The organism is Streptomyces sp. NPDC016562 (assembly GCF_043076955.1).
Classification (GTDB): Bacteria; Actinomycetota; Actinomycetes; order Streptomycetales; family Streptomycetaceae; genus Streptomyces.
In genome coordinates this window covers 1,082,996-1,102,068 of the sequence record NZ_JBIBRZ010000001.1, presented here as the reverse complement: position 1 = coordinate 1,102,068, position 19,073 = coordinate 1,082,996, and the positions used below count along the sequence as shown (strand labels likewise).

At 72.7% G+C, this 19,073-nt stretch carries 15 protein-coding genes; 8 read left to right on the top strand and 7 right to left on the bottom strand.

Features of this window, described 5'->3' with window-relative positions; translation table 11 throughout:
- Positions 1-117: 117 nt before the first annotated feature.
- Positions 118-288, bottom strand: a complete 171-nt coding sequence (locus ACF059_RS05075; protein WP_392051497.1) for a hypothetical protein — start codon at positions 286-288, stop codon at positions 118-120.
- A gap of 99 nt (positions 289-387) precedes the next feature.
- Entirely contained in the window at positions 388-1,728 is a 1,341-nt protein-coding gene (locus tag ACF059_RS05070) for a geranylgeranyl reductase family protein (RefSeq protein WP_392051494.1), read from the bottom strand.
- A gap of 170 nt (positions 1,729-1,898) precedes the next feature.
- Here ACF059_RS05070 and ACF059_RS05065 point away from each other — a divergent pair, with 170 nt between their 5' ends.
- A complete protein-coding gene (locus tag ACF059_RS05065) occupies positions 1,899-2,120 on the top strand; it encodes a hypothetical protein (protein WP_392051491.1) in 222 nt (73 codons plus the stop codon).
- Between the two features lie 57 nt (positions 2,121-2,177).
- On the opposite strand, the gene ACF059_RS05060 is transcribed toward ACF059_RS05065, so the two are convergent.
- Positions 2,178-3,230: a serine hydrolase domain-containing protein gene (locus ACF059_RS05060; RefSeq protein ID WP_392051489.1), complete on the bottom strand. Its 1,053-nt coding sequence runs from the start codon at positions 3,228-3,230 to the stop codon at positions 2,178-2,180.
- A gap of 564 nt (positions 3,231-3,794) precedes the next feature.
- Between ACF059_RS05060 and ACF059_RS05055 the strand changes: the two genes are divergently transcribed.
- On the top strand, positions 3,795-5,375 hold the full coding sequence (locus ACF059_RS05055; RefSeq protein WP_392051486.1) for a serine/threonine-protein kinase: 1,581 nt from the start codon (positions 3,795-3,797) through the stop codon (positions 5,373-5,375).
- Entirely contained in the window at positions 5,372-5,953 is a 582-nt protein-coding gene (locus ACF059_RS05050) for a hypothetical protein (protein WP_392051483.1), read from the top strand. The genes ACF059_RS05055 and ACF059_RS05050 overlap by 4 nt, the downstream gene beginning before the upstream one ends.
- Before the next feature lie 47 nt (positions 5,954-6,000).
- Here ACF059_RS05050 and ACF059_RS05045 read toward each other — a convergent pair whose 3' ends face one another.
- Positions 6,001-7,446 (bottom strand): hypothetical protein, encoded by a 1,446-nt coding sequence (locus ACF059_RS05045; protein ID WP_392051480.1) that lies wholly within the window; start codon positions 7,444-7,446, stop codon positions 6,001-6,003.
- A 138-nt stretch (positions 7,447-7,584) separates the two neighbouring features.
- Here ACF059_RS05045 and ACF059_RS05040 point away from each other — a divergent pair, with 138 nt between their 5' ends.
- From ACF059_RS05040 to ACF059_RS05025, 4 genes are all read left to right on the top strand, one after another.
- A complete protein-coding gene (locus ACF059_RS05040) occupies positions 7,585-8,115 on the top strand; it encodes an MOSC domain-containing protein (RefSeq protein ID WP_392051477.1) in 531 nt (176 codons plus the stop codon).
- Between the two features lie 404 nt (positions 8,116-8,519).
- Positions 8,520-9,368, top strand: coding sequence for a papain-like cysteine protease family protein (locus ACF059_RS05035; RefSeq protein ID WP_392051474.1), 849 nt, complete (start codon positions 8,520-8,522; stop codon positions 9,366-9,368).
- A 14-nt stretch (positions 9,369-9,382) separates the two neighbouring features.
- Positions 9,383-10,351, top strand: a complete 969-nt coding sequence (locus tag ACF059_RS05030; protein ID WP_392051471.1) for a hypothetical protein — start codon at positions 9,383-9,385, stop codon at positions 10,349-10,351.
- A gap of 280 nt (positions 10,352-10,631) precedes the next feature.
- The gene (locus ACF059_RS05025; RefSeq protein WP_361940559.1) at positions 10,632-11,846 is read left to right on the top strand and encodes a S8 family serine peptidase; all 1,215 of its coding nucleotides are present in this window, start codon (positions 10,632-10,634) and stop codon (positions 11,844-11,846) included.
- A gap of 59 nt (positions 11,847-11,905) precedes the next feature.
- Here the strand turns inward: ACF059_RS05025 and ACF059_RS05020 are convergent, their stop codons facing one another.
- Positions 11,906-14,128: an MMPL family transporter gene (locus ACF059_RS05020; RefSeq protein ID WP_392051468.1), complete on the bottom strand. Its 2,223-nt coding sequence runs from the start codon at positions 14,126-14,128 to the stop codon at positions 11,906-11,908.
- Positions 14,125-15,876: a hypothetical protein gene (locus ACF059_RS05015; protein WP_392051465.1), complete on the bottom strand. Its 1,752-nt coding sequence runs from the start codon at positions 15,874-15,876 to the stop codon at positions 14,125-14,127. Before ACF059_RS05015 ends, ACF059_RS05020 begins: the two co-directional genes overlap by 4 nt.
- A 255-nt stretch (positions 15,877-16,131) precedes the next feature.
- Between ACF059_RS05015 and ACF059_RS05010 the strand changes: the two genes are divergently transcribed.
- The gene (locus tag ACF059_RS05010) at positions 16,132-17,559 is read left to right on the top strand and encodes a collagenase (protein WP_392051462.1); all 1,428 of its coding nucleotides are present in this window, start codon (positions 16,132-16,134) and stop codon (positions 17,557-17,559) included.
- A gap of 297 nt (positions 17,560-17,856) precedes the next feature.
- Here the strand turns inward: ACF059_RS05010 and ACF059_RS05005 are convergent, their stop codons facing one another.
- Positions 17,857-19,071 (bottom strand): VWA-like domain-containing protein, encoded by a 1,215-nt coding sequence (locus ACF059_RS05005; RefSeq protein WP_392051458.1) that lies wholly within the window; start codon positions 19,069-19,071, stop codon positions 17,857-17,859.
- Positions 19,072-19,073 lie beyond the last annotated feature (2 nt).

Genomic DNA, 19,073 nt, shown 5'->3' with positions numbered 1-19,073 from the left:
GGGGGCGGGGGGGGCGGGGGTTCCCAGGTGGCCCCCCCCGCACCGGCAACGCGCGCGGGGCGGGCGGGGCCCCCCCCGTGGGGGGGGCCCCCGGCCGGACCGGCGCTCACGACACGCTCACCGGAACCTGTCCTTGCCCTTCTCCTTGACCCGCCGTGCTTCGCCCCGGGCTTCCAGAGCGGCGCCCTTGGCCGCCAGGGTCTCCTTGCCCATCGCATGGGCTGCCTTCTTCACGGCCCTGCCGGCCACCCGTTCCACCTCAGCCTTGACCTTCTGCCCAGCACTCATGTCGAGTCCTTTCCTGGTCCAGCCGATGTGCGTATGTCCCCGCAGCTGGCCCGCAAACGACAGGAGTGGCTGGATTTCGACGGCTGGATGCGGGCGGTCTCAGCGTCGTGAGGACGGCACGAGGCGCAGCAGTGCGTGCAGGACGGTGTCGACGCCGTCCTGGGCCGGTTCGTCGGGGGCGACATGGGTGAGCAGGCGGGCCAGGGCGCGGAGCAGCGGCGGCGACGCCATGACCCGGGGGTGGAGGATCGGCCGGAAGCCGTACCGGGCGAACACGAGGTCACCGGCCAGGTTGCCCAGCCGGAAGTAGCGCCCATAGCGGCGGTGGATCTCGGTCGGGTACTGGTGCAGCGCGTGCTCCCGCCGCGGCCCCTCGGGCCGGGCCATGGCCAGGGCGATGGTCTCGGCGGCCACCTCCGCGGCTTCCATGGCCTGGGCGATGCCCTCACCGCTCCACGGACTGACCATGCCCGCGCTGTCTCCGACCAGCAGCAGGCCCCGCCGGTACTGCGGCCGCCGGTTCAGTCCCATCGGCAGGGGAGCGCTGCGCAGGGGCGAGTCGGCGTTCTCCTCGCGGATCCCCCACTCCTCGGGGAGGCGGGTCAGCCAGTGGCTCAGGGCCGCCCGCAGGTCCACCGGCCGGCGCCGCCGCTGCGGCAGGGCGCCGATGCCGACGTTGACGCGCCCGTCGCCGAGCGGGAACACCCAGCCGTACCCGGGCAGGTCCAGCCCCGTTCCCGGGCAGCGCAGATCCGCCCAGAGCTCCAGGTACGGGTCGTTGGTGCGGGCCTGGCTGCGGTAGTAGCGGCGGGCCGCCGCCGCGACCGGCCGGCTGGGGTCCCGTTCGAGACCCATGGCGAGCGCGGTCCGCGCGGAGGCGCCGTCGGCCGCGACGACGAGCGGCGCGCGGTAGCGGACCGGCTCCTGGTCCGGCCCGCGCGACGCCGTCACGCCCGTGATGCGTCCGGCCCGGTCGATCAGCGGGGCCGACACCTTCACGCCGGTCCGCAGCCGGGCTCCGGCGGCGCGGGCGTGCGACGCGAGGATGTCGTCGAAGTCGTGGCGGCTGCGGGTGAGCCCGAAATCGGGCAGAACACCCAGGCGCGGCCAGTCCAGCTCCACCTGGTTGCCCTCGCAGATCCACCGCATCCCGCGGTTGCGCATCCAGCCCGGGGCGCTGATGTCCACGCCCAGCCGGATCAGCTGGGCCACGGCCCGCGGCGTCAGGCCGTCGCCGCACACCTTCTCCCGGGGGAAGCCGCTCTTCTCCAGCAGCAGGACGTCCAGCCCCCCGCGCGCGAGGTACGCCGCGGCGGCGGAGCCCGCGGGCCCCGCTCCCACGACGATGACCTGCGCCTCCTCGTCACCCGCGCCCTCCGGGGCCGATGAGCTGCTGTCGGGGGCGTACTCGCCGAATGCGCCATCACGCTCGGTGTTCACGCCCTCACTATGCCTCGTCACCCCGTGCCAAAACGTGAAGCCCGGCCCGAGCCGCCCTTCCGGGGGGCGGGTCGCCTTGCGTGACGCGCGCGCCCGCTGTGATCCGTGGCGCATCCGCCGGTGCCTGCTAGCCTCGCTCGTCCTTGATCGATGACAGAGGAGACGGCCCCATGTCCGAGGACCTGGCCACCGACACCATCCGCAAGCTGGAAGACGTCGTGGCGTCGAACGCTCTGCCGGAACACACCGTCGAGCTGCTGCGCGTCTCCCTCAGCCAGGCCCGGACGGCGCAAGCGGCGGGTCACGACCAAGAGGCCGTCACCATCGCCAACCAGGCCCTCCAGACGGCGGAGAACGCTTCCCGGGGCCAGGGGGACGCGGGGGACCAGTAGGACGGCACGGTCGGCGGGTCCCGGGGATCGCCGCCGCCGGCCGGCCCGGGCGCCGCGTCAGGCCTGGGGGGACGCGTGTTCGGCCTGCAGGGTGCGCAGGAGGTCGAAGGCGGGGCGGTCCACCGGGCGCCCGGTGTTGCCGAGGGCGATGACGGCCACCCGCTTCTCCGGGTCGAATCCCACGAAGGAGGAGAAGCCGCCGGTGCCCCCGTTGTGCCAGATCTGCAGGTGTGCACCCTGCCGGGGGTGGAGTCGGTGGGCCATCCAGCCGAGGTGCACCCAGGCGAAGGGGCTCCTGCGGTGTTCGACGGCACGGCTCAGGCGGATCGCCTCGGCGAGCCCTGGGGGACCGCCGTCCCACTGCGCCCGTACGAAGGCCACGAGGTCGGTCGCGGTGGACCGCAGGCCGCCCGCTCCCGCCAGGTCGGCGAGGTGCCACGGTGCGGCCGGCCGCCCACGGCGTCCGTGGCCCCGCGCAAAGCGTCCCGCGCGGGCGGCGTCCAGCGTCACGACCGTGTCGCTCATGCCCAACGGGGCGCAGATCTCGCGGGTGATGAGGGTCTCGTAGTCCGTGCCGGCCCGACGGGCGAGGGCCAGGCCCAGCAGCCCGGCTCCGAGGTTGGAGTAGCGGAACCGTTTCCCCGGCGTGGCCCCCAGACGCGTCCTGGCCAACCCCGAGAGCAGCGAGCCGGCCGTACAGCCGGCGTAGGGATCCGGCTTCGACGGGTGCAGCAAGGCCTGGAGCAGCATGCCCCGCGGCAGTCGCGGCAGGCCTGAGGTGTGGGTGGCCAGCTGCTGCAAGGAGATCTGCCGACCATCCCGTGACGGTACGGCCGTCCCCTGCGGCAGCAGATCGACCAGCGGCTCGTCCAAGGCCACCGTGCCGGCGGACGCCAGGCGCGCCAGGGCCAGGGCGGTGAACGGCTTGGTCACCGAGCCGATCTCGAACACGGTGTCGGGTCCGGGGGTATCGCTGGGGTCCGCACCGGTGCTTCCGGCGCCGCGGACCTCCACCACATCGTGCACCACCGCGGCCACCACCACGCCGACATGCCGCTCGGCCAGCCGATCCGCGGTCTGCTGGGCAAGGGTTCCGAGTACTTGTGCCATGACGGACATCATGGCGGCGTTCCACCGGGCCGCCGGTGCGCCCTGATGATGATCTGAGGCTGCCGCTCTGCGACCTGAGGAGTACGGGGCGATGTCGGCGATCGCCGGCCCGGCGACCCGGACGGCGCGGGGACGCGCCGCCGACCGGGCACGGCCCGTAAGTGGGGAGGGGGCCCAAAACCCCCTGTGTCAAGCCGAGTTGATCGCTGTCGCGCCCCGCCGCGTCGCTCGCCGGTCCGCCGTCGCCATCGCCCGTACGCCGTGACGGGGACCTGCCACACCGGCTGTCGGTGGGCGGCTCTATCATGACCGCGCTGCAGGTCGGGCCCCGTGCCCGGTACTGCGCGACGCCCGCGCGACAGCGCGGCGCAGTCGGCACACACGACACCCCCATCGACGGCCCCGCCTTCGGACGGACGGCCGCCCAGCGGCCGCGCGCCCGCAGCGCGCGGATCCGCCGCCGACCCGTGCGGACCGCCACCCGAATGGTCCGCACGGTCGGGAACCGGCCACGGCTCATTCGTGTCCGCAGGGGGTGAGGACGCACATCAGGGGGGACAGAAGATGAAGGCGTGGGTGGTCCCCGGTTACACGGAGGCCAGAGAACTCGGCTCGGGCGCCAGTGGCCGGGTCGTGCTCGCCGTGCACGACGGCACGGGCACGGCGGTCGCGATCAAGTACCTCAGCGACGGCTTGCGCCGCGACCCGGCGTTCGTCGGCGGGTTCCGGGCCGAGGCCCGGCTGCTGGGCGGGCTGCGATCGCCGTACGTCGTGGGGCTGTACGAGTACGTCGAGGCGCCCGACGGCGCCGCCATCGTGATGGAGCTGGTCGACGGCATAGCCCTGCGCGCGCTGCTGTCACAGGCCGGGCGGGCCGATCCCGAGTCGGCCCTGGTCGTACTCAAGGGCTCGCTGCTGGGCCTGGCGGCCGCGCACCGGGCCGGGATCGTCCACCGCGACTACAAGCCCGAGAACGTGCTGGTCGCCGCCGACGGCTCCTCCAAGCTGGTCGACTTCGGCATCGCCGCGGACCACGGCGCCACGCCGGGGGTGGCGGGCACCCCCGCGTACATGGCCCCCGAACAGTGGCAGGGCCTGCCCGCCTCCCCGGCGGCCGACGTGTACGCGGCGACGGCCACCTTCTTCGAGTGCCTGACCGGCCGCAAGCCGTATGCCGGCGAGAACTTCGCGGAGCTGGCGCTCCAGCACATCGAGGCCCCCGTACCGGAGGGCGAGGCCCCGGAGCCGGTGCGCCCCCTGATCCGCCGCGGCCTGGCGAAGCAGCCCGAGGAGCGGCCCGAGAGCGCCGAGGCTTTCGTGGCCGAGCTGGAGGGCGTGGCCCTCGCGGCGTACGGACCGGACTGGGAGGAGCGCGGTCAGCGCAAGCTCGCGGCACTGGCCGCACTGCTGCCCCTGCTGTTCCCGTCGGCGGGAGGCTCCTCGGCGTCCTCCACGGCCTTCGCCACGACCTCCCTGTGGGCGCCCGGACGGCGCGGCTGGCTCGGCGCCGGCGCGGCGCTGGTCCTGGGGCTCGCGCTCTTCTTCGCGCAGGCGGCGGCCCTGGAGCGGACGGGCGGGGCGGTGGCGGTGAGCGCGTTCGCGACGACCGGCGCGGACGCGCCGACCGACGGCCCGCTTCCCTCGGTGTCGGGCTCGCCCTCCGCGTCCCCGTCCCCGTCGGCCTCCGCTTCTCCGTCCGCCTCCCCTTCCCCCTCCCCCTCCGCTTCGGCGTCCGCGAGCACGTCCGCCACGCCCGGCCCGAACGCCTCGGTGACCACCGCGACCACGGCGCCGACGGGGCCGCCGCCACCGACGACCCCCGCGCCGTCCCCGGCGGTGAAGGTCAGGTCGGTGAGCGTGACCGCGTTCCGGCAGACCGACTTCAAGGCGGCGCTGGTGCAGCTCGCCGTCGACGCGTCCGGTCCGGCGACCGTCCGGCTGGAGTGGTTCAGCAGCGACGCACGCGGCACGCTCGGCGCGTCCGAGGGCTCCATGACCTTCCCCTCCTCCACGGCGGCGACGGCCAGGACCCTCACGTTCTCGGGCACGGGCTGCTACTGGGGTGTACGCGCCACGACCACGCCCTCGGCGGGCAACGGGGCCGCGGTCCAGCAGCTCCTGATCAAGCGATGCGAGATCCGATGAGCAACGACGAATACAGCGCCACCGTCCTCGGCAGCCACTGGATCAGCGGGCCGCCGCAGCCGGCGGACGTGACCCCCGACCGGGTCGACGGCTCCGTACTGCGCTTCGGCCCCGGCGTCACCGCCGCCGCCATCGCACCGTTCCCGGTGGTGCCCGGGCCCGAGGCGCCCGCCCGGCGGGGCGGCGGCCCGCGCCGGTACGCGCTGGCGGCGGCCGTTCTGGTCGCCGTCCTCGCGTGTCTCGCCTGGCAGCGCTACACCCCCGGCATCGGGGTCCGGGACGTGGCCGTGACCACCGATCCGGCCGGGCCGGCCTGCGGCGGCACCGCCGACGTCGTGGCCGTCGTACGGACGAACGGCCGCCCGGGAACCTTGACGTATCGGTGGGTCCGAAGCGACGGCACCCGCTCCGAGACCCTGACCGAGCGCGTCCCCCGCGGCCGCCAGGAGGCCACGCTCCACCTGCTGTGGACCTTCCACGGCCAAGGCACCTACCCCGCCAAGGCGCAGCTGGAGCTGCTGGAACCGACCCGCCACACACCGCCGCCCGCGCAGTTCACCTACCGCTGCGTGCCGTAACGGCAGGCCCGAGGAGCGCGAGGAGCCGTAGCCCGTCGGCGGCCGGGCTACGGGAGGGCCAGGACGTCGCCGACGCGGTGAGCGTAGAGGACGCGGCCGCACGGAGAACCCGCGTCGTTGCAGGTCGCCACCGTGCTGTCACTGCGGTGCTCGGTCAGCGACCACAGGTACTGCGTACCACCGCCCGCGACGCCCTGGCCGTGCTCGAAGTACAGGTCCTCGGGACCGACGGCGTTGGTGATGTTGTTCCCGTAGTCCACCAGGCGCCCGTCGGTGACCGTGGCCCGCCGCAGGCTGCCGCTGTGGTCCGTCCAGCTGCGGTTGAAGTAGTAGACGCCGTTGTAGCGCGCCGCGCCCTGGGTGAGGTCCCGCGGCAGGTGGAACGCCTGCGTCGCGCGGACCACGCCGCTCGTCGCCTTCAGCAGCCCCGTGGCGTCGTCGACGGGCAGCGCCCCGACCCGTCCCTTCTCCACGTGGGTGTCGTCGGAGTCGCAGTACTCGCCCATGACCAGAGACGGGGCGGCGGTGTTGCTGCGGTCGACGGAGATGTAGGACGCCTTGGGCGCCCCGGTGGCCACACAGGTCACCGCGGACGGGGAGTTGCCCTGGGGGGCGACGAACTTGTACGAGGCCACCTGCGGCATCACGTAGCGGTAGGTGTGGCTGTAGTAGACGTTGTTCTGCCGCCCGATCCGGCTCGCGTCCCGGACGTTGCTCTTCAGACCGTCGAGCGTGGTGTCGTCCACCGAGGCGTCCTGGTCGCGGTTGAGGTCCAGGATCGAACGCATGTCGAAGACGCGCAGGCCGTTCATCGTGTCCGCGACGTAGAGGTAGTACTTGTACCAGGCGAGCCCTCCGGCGTGAATGTCGATCGCCTTGTACGAGACGTTGCCGTAGGAGTTGTAGTACGGCTCGACCAGCAGCACGTGCCGGTACCGGCGTGACTCGGGGCTGCCCGCCACCGCCGTCTCGGGGTCGAGGAACGAGAGCCGCACCCCCTTGTCGTAGCAGGTGTCGGGATCCGCAGAGCACAGCGTGGTGCTCGCCTTGTCGTACCAGGACGCGACCAACGGCTTGCGGGTGCCCCACAGTTCGTCTGCCTGGGCGTCCGAGACGCCGGTGAGCCCCTGCGGTATCCACTCGCGGGTGTCGGAGTCGCCCGCGTCCCAGCAGATCTTCTTCGCCGGCCGGAGCACCGAGCCGTCGTCGCCCGTGCCGAACGGGTCCGTGGAGCACGACGCGCCGGTCTTCGCGACCCGGTTGCCCTGGTCGAGCAGGTCCTGGACGCCCTGGGTGGGCAGGGCCGCCTTCAGGGCGGCGACATGGCCGCTCAGGTCCGGGCCGGAGGTGAGGTCGAAGGCGGAGGCGGTGGCCGGATCGCCGGGGGCCGCGGCCCGCGCGGGAGCGGCGAACACGGGCAGTGCGAGGACCGCCGCGGCGAGCGCGGCGACCCAGACCGCGCGCCGGGGGAGGGCAGGTTGAGACGTCGTCATGTCCGACCTCTGCTCAGGGGGAAGGGAGAGTTCCGAGATCATTTCAAGCCGCCCGACCCGCCGTCCAGGCCGGGGTTAGGGTCGTAGCTGATCATGTGTCGATGAGCAGGGGGCTCCGGGATGTACGGGCACGGAACAGTGACGGCAGTCAGCAGCAACGACGAGTACGCGTTCACCAAGCCGAACCGGGAGAGCATCACCCTGCTCGCCGGCCTCGGTGTGGAGGGTGACGTACATGCCGGCGTGACGGTCAAGCACCGCTCGCGGGTCCGGCAGGATCCCACTCAGCCGAACCTGCGCCAGGTCCACCTCATCCATGAGGAGCTCTTCGCCGAGGTCGGTGCCGCGGGGTTCGAGGTGGCGCCCGGCGAGCTCGGCGAGAACATCACCACCCGCGGCATCGACCTGCTCGGCCTGCCGGTCGGCACCCTGCTGCGCATCGGTGACGAGGCTGTGCTGGAGGTGACCGGCCTGCGCAATCCCTGCCTGCAGATCGACGCCTTCCAGGACGGACTGCTGAAGCAGGTCGTGGGCCGTGACGAGGCCGGGGAGATCGTGCGCAAGGCCGGAATCATGAGCATCGTGAAGGAGGGCGGTGTGGTGCGGCCGGGCGACACGATCAGGGTGGAGCTGCCGAGCGGGCCGCACCGGCGTCTGGACCGGGTCTGACCGCCCATTCGTGCAATCAAAGGCGGGGTGCCTTTTCTTTTCGGAATGATGCAGAGTCACTTGCCGTGTACGCAGGGCTATTTGCTTCATTGACATGGCGTCCAATAAAGGGCTTCCATCTGTCAAGTTTCCGTAAAGTGGCGCCCCGTCAGGTTATTGAATAATGGCCTGGACCAAGGCGCATGCTGTCGACAACTCGCGCACATCAGTTGCGAGTTGATGGTCCGTCACGGCGCCTCTTCTGGGTAATTGAATGAGCGACATCTTCGCGCGTAGAGCAACCGCGTTCAAACCCCTCGATCTCTCTGGCAGGATTCCCGGCACCCACAGGTGAGCTGATCACGCATCACCTATTGGAGCGCTGCCAAGTGGGCAAGTGAGCCCCGCTCGGATCAAGGAGCAAGATGCACAAACGTCGCGCGTCCCGCCGCAAGAAAGCGCTGATAGCCGCGATCACCACCGCACTCTCCGGTGGTCTGCTGTTCGGCTTCGGTGCCCTCGCCCAGGCCGATGTGGTCAGCGGTACGGTCATCGGCGGGCCGAACAACTACAGGACCATCAACCACCGGGCCAAGCCGTCCCTTTCGGCTCAGGTGAACGGCTCCTCGAAGGTGGGCGACAGGATCCGGATGTCCTGCCGGACCACCGGGGACACCGTGGAGAACAACCCGCGGTGGATCTACACCGGCTCGTACTACATCGCCGACGCGTTCATCCAGGAGAACACCACCGGCCTGCCGGTGTGCGGAGCGAACCCGAAGCCGACCCCCACCTCCGCCAGAACGCTCAAGATCGACATGCAGAAGCAGGTCAGGACCCAGTGGTGCTGGGACGCCTCCGGCGTGACCATCGCCAAGCACTGGGGCCGCTCCGTCAGCCAGGAGCAGTTCTGCCAACTCGCCGCCCAGGGAACCTGGGTGAACTGCAACAACCAGCCCGCGACCCTGGAGGACATGGCCAACGGCCTGGCCCGCCTGGGGCTGAGCAACAGCGGCCGCAGCCTGTACCGCAATGCTTCGTTCAGCGAGTCCGCGACCGAGATCGCGGCGGGCCGTCCGTTCGCCGTGCGGTTCGGCTGGCGCTCCGGCGGTGGTCACATGAACGTCATCTACGGCTACGACAGCACCACCAACATGATCGCGGTCGGCGACCCCTGGCAGACCACCCAGACCTACACCTGGTGGGACTACTCCACGTACGTGAACAACAACTCGTTCCAGTGGACCCACTCCCGCATCGGCATCCAGGGCTGAGGAGAAGACCGACCATGCAGAACGCGCAGACCATGCAGATGACGCAGATGACTCAGGCGGGCCTCCGGCGCACCCAGCGCGCGGCCGGGCGGGCCGCCACCCTCACCGCGACCGTCCTCGCCGCCGCCCTGAGCGGACTCGTTCCGGCACTGGCCGCGGAGGGCGACGGCATCGCGGGCTACCCGTCCGCCCAGCAGGCCATCCGCAGCGACCAGGTCCGCGACACGGTGTCCCGGTTCCTGGTCTCGACCCGGCAGTCGGGCAGCGGCGCCGCCGCCGCGGACGGTGGTTCCGTCGGCGCCCCGGCGAACGCCCCCGCCGCGGTCGCCGCTCCGCCCGGCTTCGACCTCAAGGACCCGGTGCCCCTGTTCGAGATCAGCCCCGAGTTCGTGACCGGCAAGGGCCCGGCGGACCCGCAGACGGCACTCCGGCTCTCCTACCTGACGTCCCGGGTGACCGCCTCCGACGGCAAGCACGCCGCCGTACTGCTGGCACCCAAGGGAAACGCCGCCGCGACCGGACCCGGCGGGCAGGGCGTCGGCGCCGAGGGATGGCAGCTGGCCGGCGTGCGCGACGGGGACGCCGAGGTCGGTTTCGCCGAGCGTGGCACTCCGCAGGCCCGTACCTTCACCGAACCCCAGATCCACGCCTGGTACCGGCTCACCGCCGAAGGCGTGGTCGAGCCGCTCAACGACGAGGCGACCACCGGCCTCGGCGGCAAGCGAAGCCTCCCCCTCGCCTCGTACCAGAAGCTGGTCGCCGCCCGTTACGGCGACAAGCTGCCCGGCTCGGCGTACGACCGCAAGGGCCTGGCCGGCGGGTACGGGGGTCTCGTCGAGGACCGCCCGGAGCCGGTCGCCGCCACCTCCGGCACGGCCGCGGCGGATGCGTCCTGGCAGCCGCTCTCCGCCCCCGGCGCGGCAGCCGTGGCGGTGGTCCTGGGCGCGGTGGTGTACGTCCGCCGCCGGGGGACCGCTCGCTGAGCACCACCCCCTGAGCGCCGTGTTACAGCCGTGTGTTCGCGAATGCATCGGGAAGTGACGTACTTGTGTGGGTGATTCGAAGAGTGTGGTCATCCCGAGGGGCCGACGAGGAGATCTCTTTAAGAAACCTTGTTGAAGAACGCTGACGTGGGGGGCGGCCTTGAATCAACTCCCGTAATCGGTCAGGGTTTCGAGCTGTCCCCCCGGAGATCCTTCGGCTCCGGAGGGGTCGAGCAACACGCTTGACGCCCCACACGTCAACACGAGGAGCACTCTCTTCATGTCAACTCACCAGCACGCCCGTACGCGTTCACGCGGCTTCCGGGTCCTTGCAGTGGCCACGGGAGTCGCCACTGCAACCGGTGTCTGCATGCTTCTGTCCCCCCTGGCCGGTGCGAGCACTCCGGCCGAGGGGACGGTGTACGGGCTCGGCGCACCCGGCGCGCTCAGCGGCAGCTACATCGTCATACTCGACAAGGAGGCGGACAAACAGGCACTCGCCAAGAAGTACGGCGGCGAGCTGAAGCGCACCTACACCTCGGCGGTCAACGGCTTCTCCGCATCGGGGCTTTCGGAGACCGACGCCAAGCGCCTCGCGGCGGATCCGGCCGTCGGCAAGGTCGTCCAGAACAAGAAGTTCTCGATCAACAGCACCCAGGACAACCCCCCGTCGTGGGGCCTCGACCGCATCGACCAGACGGCGACGCCGGGGGACAAGAAGTACACGTACCCCGACGCGGGCGGCGAGGGTGTGACGGCCTACGTCATCGACACCGGCGTACGGATCAGCCACAAGGACTTCGCCGGCCGGGCCGCGCACGGCTTTGACGCGGTGGACAACGACGAGAGCGCCGACGACGGCAACGGCCACGGCACGCACGTCGCCGGGACCATCGCGGGCACCTCCCACGGGGTGGCCAAGAAGGCCAAGATCGTCGCGGTCCGCGTGCTCGACGACAACGGGTCCGGCAGCACCGAGCAGGTCGTGGCGGGCATCGACTGGGTGACCAAGAACCACAGCGGTCCCTCGGTGGCCAACATGAGCCTGGGCGGCGGCGCCGACGAGGCGCTCGACGAGGCGGTGCGCCGGTCGATAGCCGCCGGTGTCACCTTCGCCGTCGCGGCGGGCAACGAGTCCTCCGACGCCGGGCAGGGGTCCCCCTCGCGGGTCCCCGAGGCCGTCACGGTGGCGTCCAGCGCGGCCGACGACTCCCAGTCGTCGTTCTCCAACTTCGGTCCGATCGTCGACATCTACGCGCCGGGGTCGGACATCACCTCCGCCTGGAACGACAGTGACACCGGCACGAAGACCATCTCCGGCACCTCGATGGCGACCCCGCACGTCGTGGGAGCGGCCGCCCTCTACCTCGCCGGGCACAAGGACGCCACGCCCGCACAGGTCGCGCAGGCCCTGACCACGGGGGCGACCCAGGGGAAGATCACCAACCCGAGCAGCGGTACGCCGAACAAGCTGCTGAAGGTGTCCGCGCAGTAGGGGAAACCGTAGGTGAGCATGCCGGGGCCGTCGCACCTGAGGGGGGTGCGGCGGCCCTGTCACCGTGGGGGCGGTGATGGCTCGCCGCCCGTGCGGCGCAGGGCGCGCGGAGCCCACCAGTTGGCGGTGCGCAGCAGGGTCATCGTGGCGGGCACCAGCAGGCAGCGCACCAGGGTGGCATCGACGGCGACGGCGATGGCCAGTGCCGTCGCCAACTGCTTCATCACCATCAACTCGCCCATGGCGAAACCGATGAAGACGATGCACATCAGCGCCGCCGAGGAGCTGATGATGCGGGCGGAGCGCTGCACGCCGGCCTCGACCGCGCGGTCGTTGTCCAGCCCCGCGTCGTAGAGCTCCTGGATGCGGGACAGCAGGAACACCTCGTAGTCCATGGACAGGCCGAAGGCCAGGGCGAACACCACGACGGGGAGCCAGTACCCGAGGCCGCCGAGGGTGTGCACCCCCAGCAGCCCGGCGCCCCAGCCGTCCTGGAAGACGAGGACGAGAGCCCCGAACGACGCCCCGAGGGACAGGGTGTTCATCGCGATGGCCTTGAGCGGCAGCAGCACCGAACCGGTCATCAGCAGGAGCAGGACGAAGGTGGTCAGCGCGATGAGCGCGGCGGCGCGGGGTGCGTGGCCCGTGACCTCGGCTCGGAAGTCGATGTCGAGGGCGTTGCGTCCCGTGACCCAGATCGGGAACGCGTCCGGCCGTTCGGCCCGGATGAGGTGGACCAGCCGGTCGGCGGGTCCACCCGCGGCGTCGGTCCCCGGCCCGGTCGTCCCAGTCCCCGCCCTCGGCACGATGCGGACGACGGCCACTCCGGGGCCCGCCGGTGTGGCCGGGCCCACCGACTCGACGTCCCGGCGGCCAGCGAAGCGGCCCGCCCACGCGTGGAGGCCGGCCGGGTCGCTGCGCGCCACGACCACCACCGCGTCGGGGCGGTGCTGCGGGAACCGCTCGGTCACGGTGTCGGCGTAGCGGCGCGCCTCGGCCGCGGGCGGCAGCTGGCGCTCCCCGACCGGGCTGACCAGGTGGACCCGCAGGAAGGGGGTGGCGCAGGCGAGCAGCAGCACCCCGACGCCGAGGGCGACCGGCAGCGCGTGCCGCCGGGTCCATCGGGCCAGTCGGGCGAACCCGCCGGAGTCGGTCCGGGGAGCGGCGCACGCCCCGATCCGCTCCGGGAAGGCCGCCAGGAGCGCCGGGGTCAGGGTCAGTGCGGCGGCCAGGGAGAGGGCGACGGTGCCGGCCGCGGCCAGGCCGATCGACGCGAAGAACTCGCTCGGGAAGACCACCAGCCCGCACAGCGCGGCCGCCACGACGAGTGCGGCGAACAGGATCGCGCGCCCGGCGGTCCGCACGGTGCGCACCACCGCGTCCGGGACGCCGTGTCCCGCAGCCCGCTCCTCCCGGAAGCGGCCCACCGTCAGCAGCGCGTAGTCGATGGCCAGGCCGAGTCCCACCATCGTGGTCGTCGAGAGCGCGGGGGAGGTGAGGTCGTACCAGCGCGACAGTACGAGCAGCCAGAGCATCCCCGTCCCGACCGTGCACACGGCGGCCACCACCGGCACCGAGGCCGCCACCAGACCACCGAAGAGCACGTAGATCACCGCCAGCGTCACGGGCAGTGTGATCAGTTCACTGCGCCGGGTGTCGGACAGCGACTGGTCCGCCACCGCCCGGCGCGCGCGATCGCTGCCACCGAGCGTCACCTCCACGCCGGGGACACCGTCGGCCATCCGGCGCAGCCGGGACACGACGGCGCGTTCGGCGCTCTGCCGCAGGCTGTCGGGCAGGGCCCGCTCCAGGCGTACGGAGACCAGGGCGGCCTGCCCGTCGGCGGAGACCGCCGGGCCGGTCGGACGCGGGCCCGTCGGCGCGGTCATCTCCCTGACGCCGGCGATCGCGGCCACGTCACGCTGCGCGGCGGCCAACTCCTCCTGGAACGCCGGGCCGGCCACCGGCGCACCCGCCACGACCGCGTCGATCTGGGCGCCGTAGGAGCGGGCACCGTCCAGCAGGCGGTTGCCCCGGACGGACTCGTGCGCGGCCACGCTCCACGGTTGCCGGTCCAGCCGGTCCATCACGGGGCCGACCGCGCAGAGCCCGGCGCCCAGGAGCAGCAGCCACAGCAGCAGGACGGACCGGTGGTGCCGTACGCAGATGAGCGCGAGCCGGGCCAGTACCGGCACGGGCGCGCCGCCGGGTGCGGGAGCGGGCCCCGGCACCTCGCCTGTCGTGCCTTCCGCCCCCGCCGTACGGGACGGGGTCGTTCTCAACGGGCGCACGGGCGGCCCCCGATGCCGTACGCGGAGCCGACCGTGACGTCCCCGGGCCGGCTGACACTCAGGCGGGTGAGTCCGCTGCCGTCGTCCGCCGGGGCCAGGCACCCGCCCTCCGCCCGGAGCCACCGCGAGTGGGCGATCCTCAAGGTCACGGTCCCGGGCCGGGGCATCCGTACGACGAGCGCCGCGCTGTCGGAGCTCACCACGGACCCGGGCGGATCCACCAACGGCACCGCGTCCCTGACGCGGTAGACGCGCCAGTTGTCGTCCCGCCACACCGCTTCGAGGTACGCGGGCCCGCTCGTCACCAGGGCGTACTCGCGCTCCGAGGCGGCGTCCAGCGGGCCGTCGTGCAGGACGACGAAGCCGACGGCCCAGTGGTTGAGCCAGGCGCGGTAGGCGGCCGCGCTGAACGTACCCGCCGGCACGCCGGCCCCGCCGTAGCCGTCGTAGAACAGCCGCCCCCGTTCCACGTCGGCCTGCCGGTTCCAGCCGCGCGCCAGGTTGACGTACGGCGCCAGCACCGCCGCCTCGCGATGGCTGCGGGCCATGACCACCTCCACCCGGGCGCGGTCCGCCCCGAGCCGTTCGAGGGCGCGGACGACACCGCCGCTCTTCGCCGCCCACCGGGGCACCTCCCGGGTGTCGGCGACATGGGCCGCCGTGTTCCCGCCCACCCAGGCCAGGGCGAGGACGAGGGCGATCCCGGCGCAGGCCCGCCGACAGGTCCCGAGTGTGTCGACGGAGCGGGACGGGCCTGCGCCGGCGGTGCGGATGCGGACGCTCGCCGTCATCGCGGCGGCGAGCAGCACCGGCGGCGCCACCAGATTGGCCAGCCGCTCGGCGTTCGTCCCGACCGGCGACGGGATCAGACAGGCGAGCACGACCCCGACCGCGTACACCACCGCCGCGGATCTGAGCACCCGCCAGGAGCGCGGCACCACCAAGGCGACGACCACGCCCATGAGCAGCGGGGGCCACAGTCGCTCGTAGGGCATGGGTTGTTCGCCCCGGACGGGGAACAGCCAGGTGCTCAGGCCGAGGACGGCGGCCGGAGGCAGGACCATCGCGGCCGCCGCCGCCCACCGGCGCTCCGGTGCACGAGCCGCACAGGACACCCCGACGACCACGAGGAACAGCGCGGCCACCGGGCTCGCCATCGCGGTCAGCGCCGCGCACACAGCCGTGAGTACGGTACGGCGGCCGCCTCTCCCGCCCGTGCCCGCCAGCACCGCGGCGAGCCCGAAGGTCACGCCCAGCACGAACGTCGTGCGCCCCGAGGCCACCTGGCACCAGAGCATCAGGGCCGCCGTCAGTGCGGGCCACTGGGCCCGGCGCACGCCCGATCCCGCCCACAGCCGGCCCGTCAGCCAGGTGGACGCGAGCCCGCTCGCCGCGGTCACGGGGACCACGCCGAAGGCGGCCATCAGGTAGGGCGAGATCAGGCTGTAGCCGCCCGTGTGCAGCCCGCCGTACCAGGAGAGGTTGTAGGCCGACCCGGGATGGCGCGCGACGAACCCGGCCCACGCCTCCTGCGCCGCGAGGTCCCCGCCCCCGGTCGCCAGTACCCGTGCCCACAGGACGTACAGGGGGAGTGCGCAGGTGGTGGCGATCAGCGGTACGCGGGCGCGCCGGTGCCACGGTTCGCCGGCGGGGGCCGCGCCCGGGGCGGGCGGTGTGACCGGACGCGGGGGCAGGTCGGTGGCGGTGGCGGTGGCGGTGGCGGTGGCGGTGACGGGCACGGGGCCACTCCGTTCGGCTGTTCTCCGGGGCTGCCCCGTCAAACGACCGTGGAGGTCCCTCGTGCTCGGTCGAGCGCGCACGTCATTCCGATGCCCCATCACTTCGTGTGCGGCGCGGGGCTGGTGCCGGCCGCGAGGCACGGAGGAGGGGCCGGGGGGCGGTGGGAAAACCCGTGAGGTCTGAGGGGTTCTCAGTGAAATTTCACATTGCTATGTTACGCGGCACTAGCCCTGTCGACCTGTCAGGAGACCTCCATGTCCGCCCCGAGACGCCTGCGCGTATCCCTGTTCACCGCCGCGATAGCCGCGACGCTGGCCCTGTCCGCCGTCCCCGCCGCCCAAGCCGCCGCACCGGCTCCCCGAGCCATTGCCACGGCCGCGGATACCCCAGCGGCGAAGTCGGGACCTGCGCCGGCCCCCTCCCGCCGCGACAAGCACGACCATGCGGAGCGGGCCGCCACGGCCACCTCCGCGCCCCAGGCCACCGGCGGCGGCTCCTGCCACTCGCCGAAGTGCAAGGCCGAGCTGGAGGCCCGGCTCTTCCCGTACACGTACACCTACGACAAGGGCGCGATCAGGGTCCGCACCGCACTGGACCGGGCCACCGTCGACCAGCTCTATTACGCGAGCAAGCAGGTCAAGAGCCAGTTCCACCGGGTCCTCGGCACCGAGCAGCCGCTCGCGGGCGACGCCAACACCACCCTCACCGTGGTGCTCTACGCCTCGCGCGCCGACTACGTGGCCTACCAGCCGATCCTGACCGGCCTGAGCACCGACAACGGCGGCATGTACATCGAGTCCACGGCGACCTTCTACACCTACCAGCGGCGCGTCCCCCAGGACTCCTCGCTGACCCTGGAGGAGCTGTTCCGGCACGAGTACACCCATTACCTCAACGGCCGGTTCGCCGTCCCGGGCACCTTCGGCTCCGGCGCCTGGTACAGCGGTGACCGCACCACGGCGATGGACGAGGGGACGGCCGAGTTCTTCGACGGCGCCACCCGCGACGACGGGGTCGCGGTGCGCAAGTCGCTCGTCCAGGGGGTCATTGACGACACGGCGGCCGGCGGCCCGCGGATGAGCGTCGACCAGCTCCTGCACGCGACGTACGCCGGGGACGGCTTCCGGTTCTACGACTACGCCGGCACCTTCTTCTCGTACCTGTGGCGGGACAGGCCCTCGGAGCTCCAGGCGATGTACCGGTTGGTGCGGTCCAATGACGTGACCGGCTTCGACGCCTGGCGCAACCGCCTCGGCGCGGACGCGGCCGTCCAGAGCGGCTACGACGCCTTCCTCGACGAGCAGATCGCCAAGGTCGCCGACCTCTACGTTCCCCAGACGGTCTTCCAGCCCACCGGGACCCTCACCCACGACACCGCGGCCCAGGTGCAGGCGGCGCTCACCACGGCCAGCGGGACCACGTCGCAGTGCGCGGACACGGGCGCCGTCGCCACCAACCGGCGCTTCGTGTGCACCGGGGCGCTGACGGCGACGCTCAACGGCGCGAGCGACCCGGACCTGGTCTTCACGGACATGTCGGCTGCCGTCGACCGCCAGTTGATCGAGCGCGCCCTGGCCAGCGGCACCAACTTCCAGGACATGAACTGCTGGTTCGGCCCCACCGTCATCGCGGGAAGCGCCGGCACCTCCGCGTACACCTGCGAGGGTCCGCTGCGCGGCTGACGTCTGGCCGCCGCCCCCGGCGGGGACGTGGCGCGGCGCGCGGGAGGACCCGAGGGGCTTTCCGCGCGCCGCGCTCGCGGCGAGGTGCGCGGTGGACGCACGCGAGGCGCCCCTGACCAGGATCCCGCATGCGGGGGCCAGGCCCCTCGGCGCAGCCGGATCCGTCTCCACCAAGGCAGTGCCGGGATCAGTGCCCTCCACGACTGTGAGGGGCCCTGCACGAGGAGCGCGTGCCTGGCCAGGCCAGGCCGGCGACCGCACCGGAGCCGGACCGGACGGTACGTGCCCGGCGTGGGCTCACGTGACGAGGCCGACGCGCACGGTCTCCACCCACGCCGGCGGCGCGGGCGGGTCGTCCCCGACCAGCGCGGCGATCAGCCTGCGGGACGGTGTCTCGTCCGGCCACGGCGTGTACCCGTCGGTCAGCACGACCACGATGTCCGGCCGGTCGGGCAGGGCCAGCGCCGCGCTGATGCCGACCCGCATGTCCGTGCCTCCGCCGCCGGCCAGGGCCACCTCGCCGGCACTGCGGACCCTGGTCACGGCGTGCACGTCGGCGTCGCAGGCGAGGACGGCGACCCGGTTGCCGCCGACGCCCACCTCCCGCAGGACGCCGGTGACTTCGGCCAGGGCGGCCGCGAGGTCCTCCGGGCCCATCGATCCGGAGGTGTCGACGACGACTGCCACCCGCGGCAGCGGTCTGCGCAGACTGGGCAGCACCACCCGGCCGCCCAGCGCGGGAGTACGGCGCGAGGGGCGGCGGTAGGTGTAGTCCACCGCGCCGGCCGCCCAGGCAGCGGCCTCCCGGACCGCCCCGGACAGGGCTCGGCGCCAGTCCACGGACGGCTCCAGCAGCTCCTCGGCCCACCGCGCCCAGCCCTCCGGGATCCGGCCCCGGGCGCGCTGGTGGGCCCGTACGGCCTGGGCGGTCTGCCGGCGCAGCGCCTCCGCCTCCACAGGACCGACCCGGGCGGGGCCGCCGTCTTCGCCGAGCTCCCAGGGCGCGGTGGCGCCGTGCGCGCCGGAACCGCAGTCCGGCCCATGGGACGTCGTGAGGATCGCCTGCAGGTAGGTCTCGAACAGGCCGCCGGTGGGCAGCCCGTAGAGCCTGGGCTCCATCCGCCCCTCGGGCAACACCAGCCCGTCGGCGAGCAGGTCGTCGTTGATCTCGCAGTCCTGGGCGATGTTGACCCGGACCGGATCGCGCTGGTCGGCGGCGGGCAGACGCTCGGCGCGGCCGTGGTGGTCGCGCAGCAGGTGCGCCACTTCGTGGATCCACACCCCGGCCAGCTCGACGACCGGTGTCGCCTGTACAAAGGCGGGCGAGACGTAGCAGCGCCAGTGCCGGTCGACGCCCATGGTGCGCACCCCGTCCGAGGGGACCACGGTCAGGGCGTACAGCGCGGAGGCGAGGTACGGACGCGCTTCGGCAGCCTTGTAACGGGCCGCCAGCAGCTTCGAGCGGTCCAGGGGTCGTGATGGGGGCGGGGACGGAGGCAGGGGCGGGCGCACGG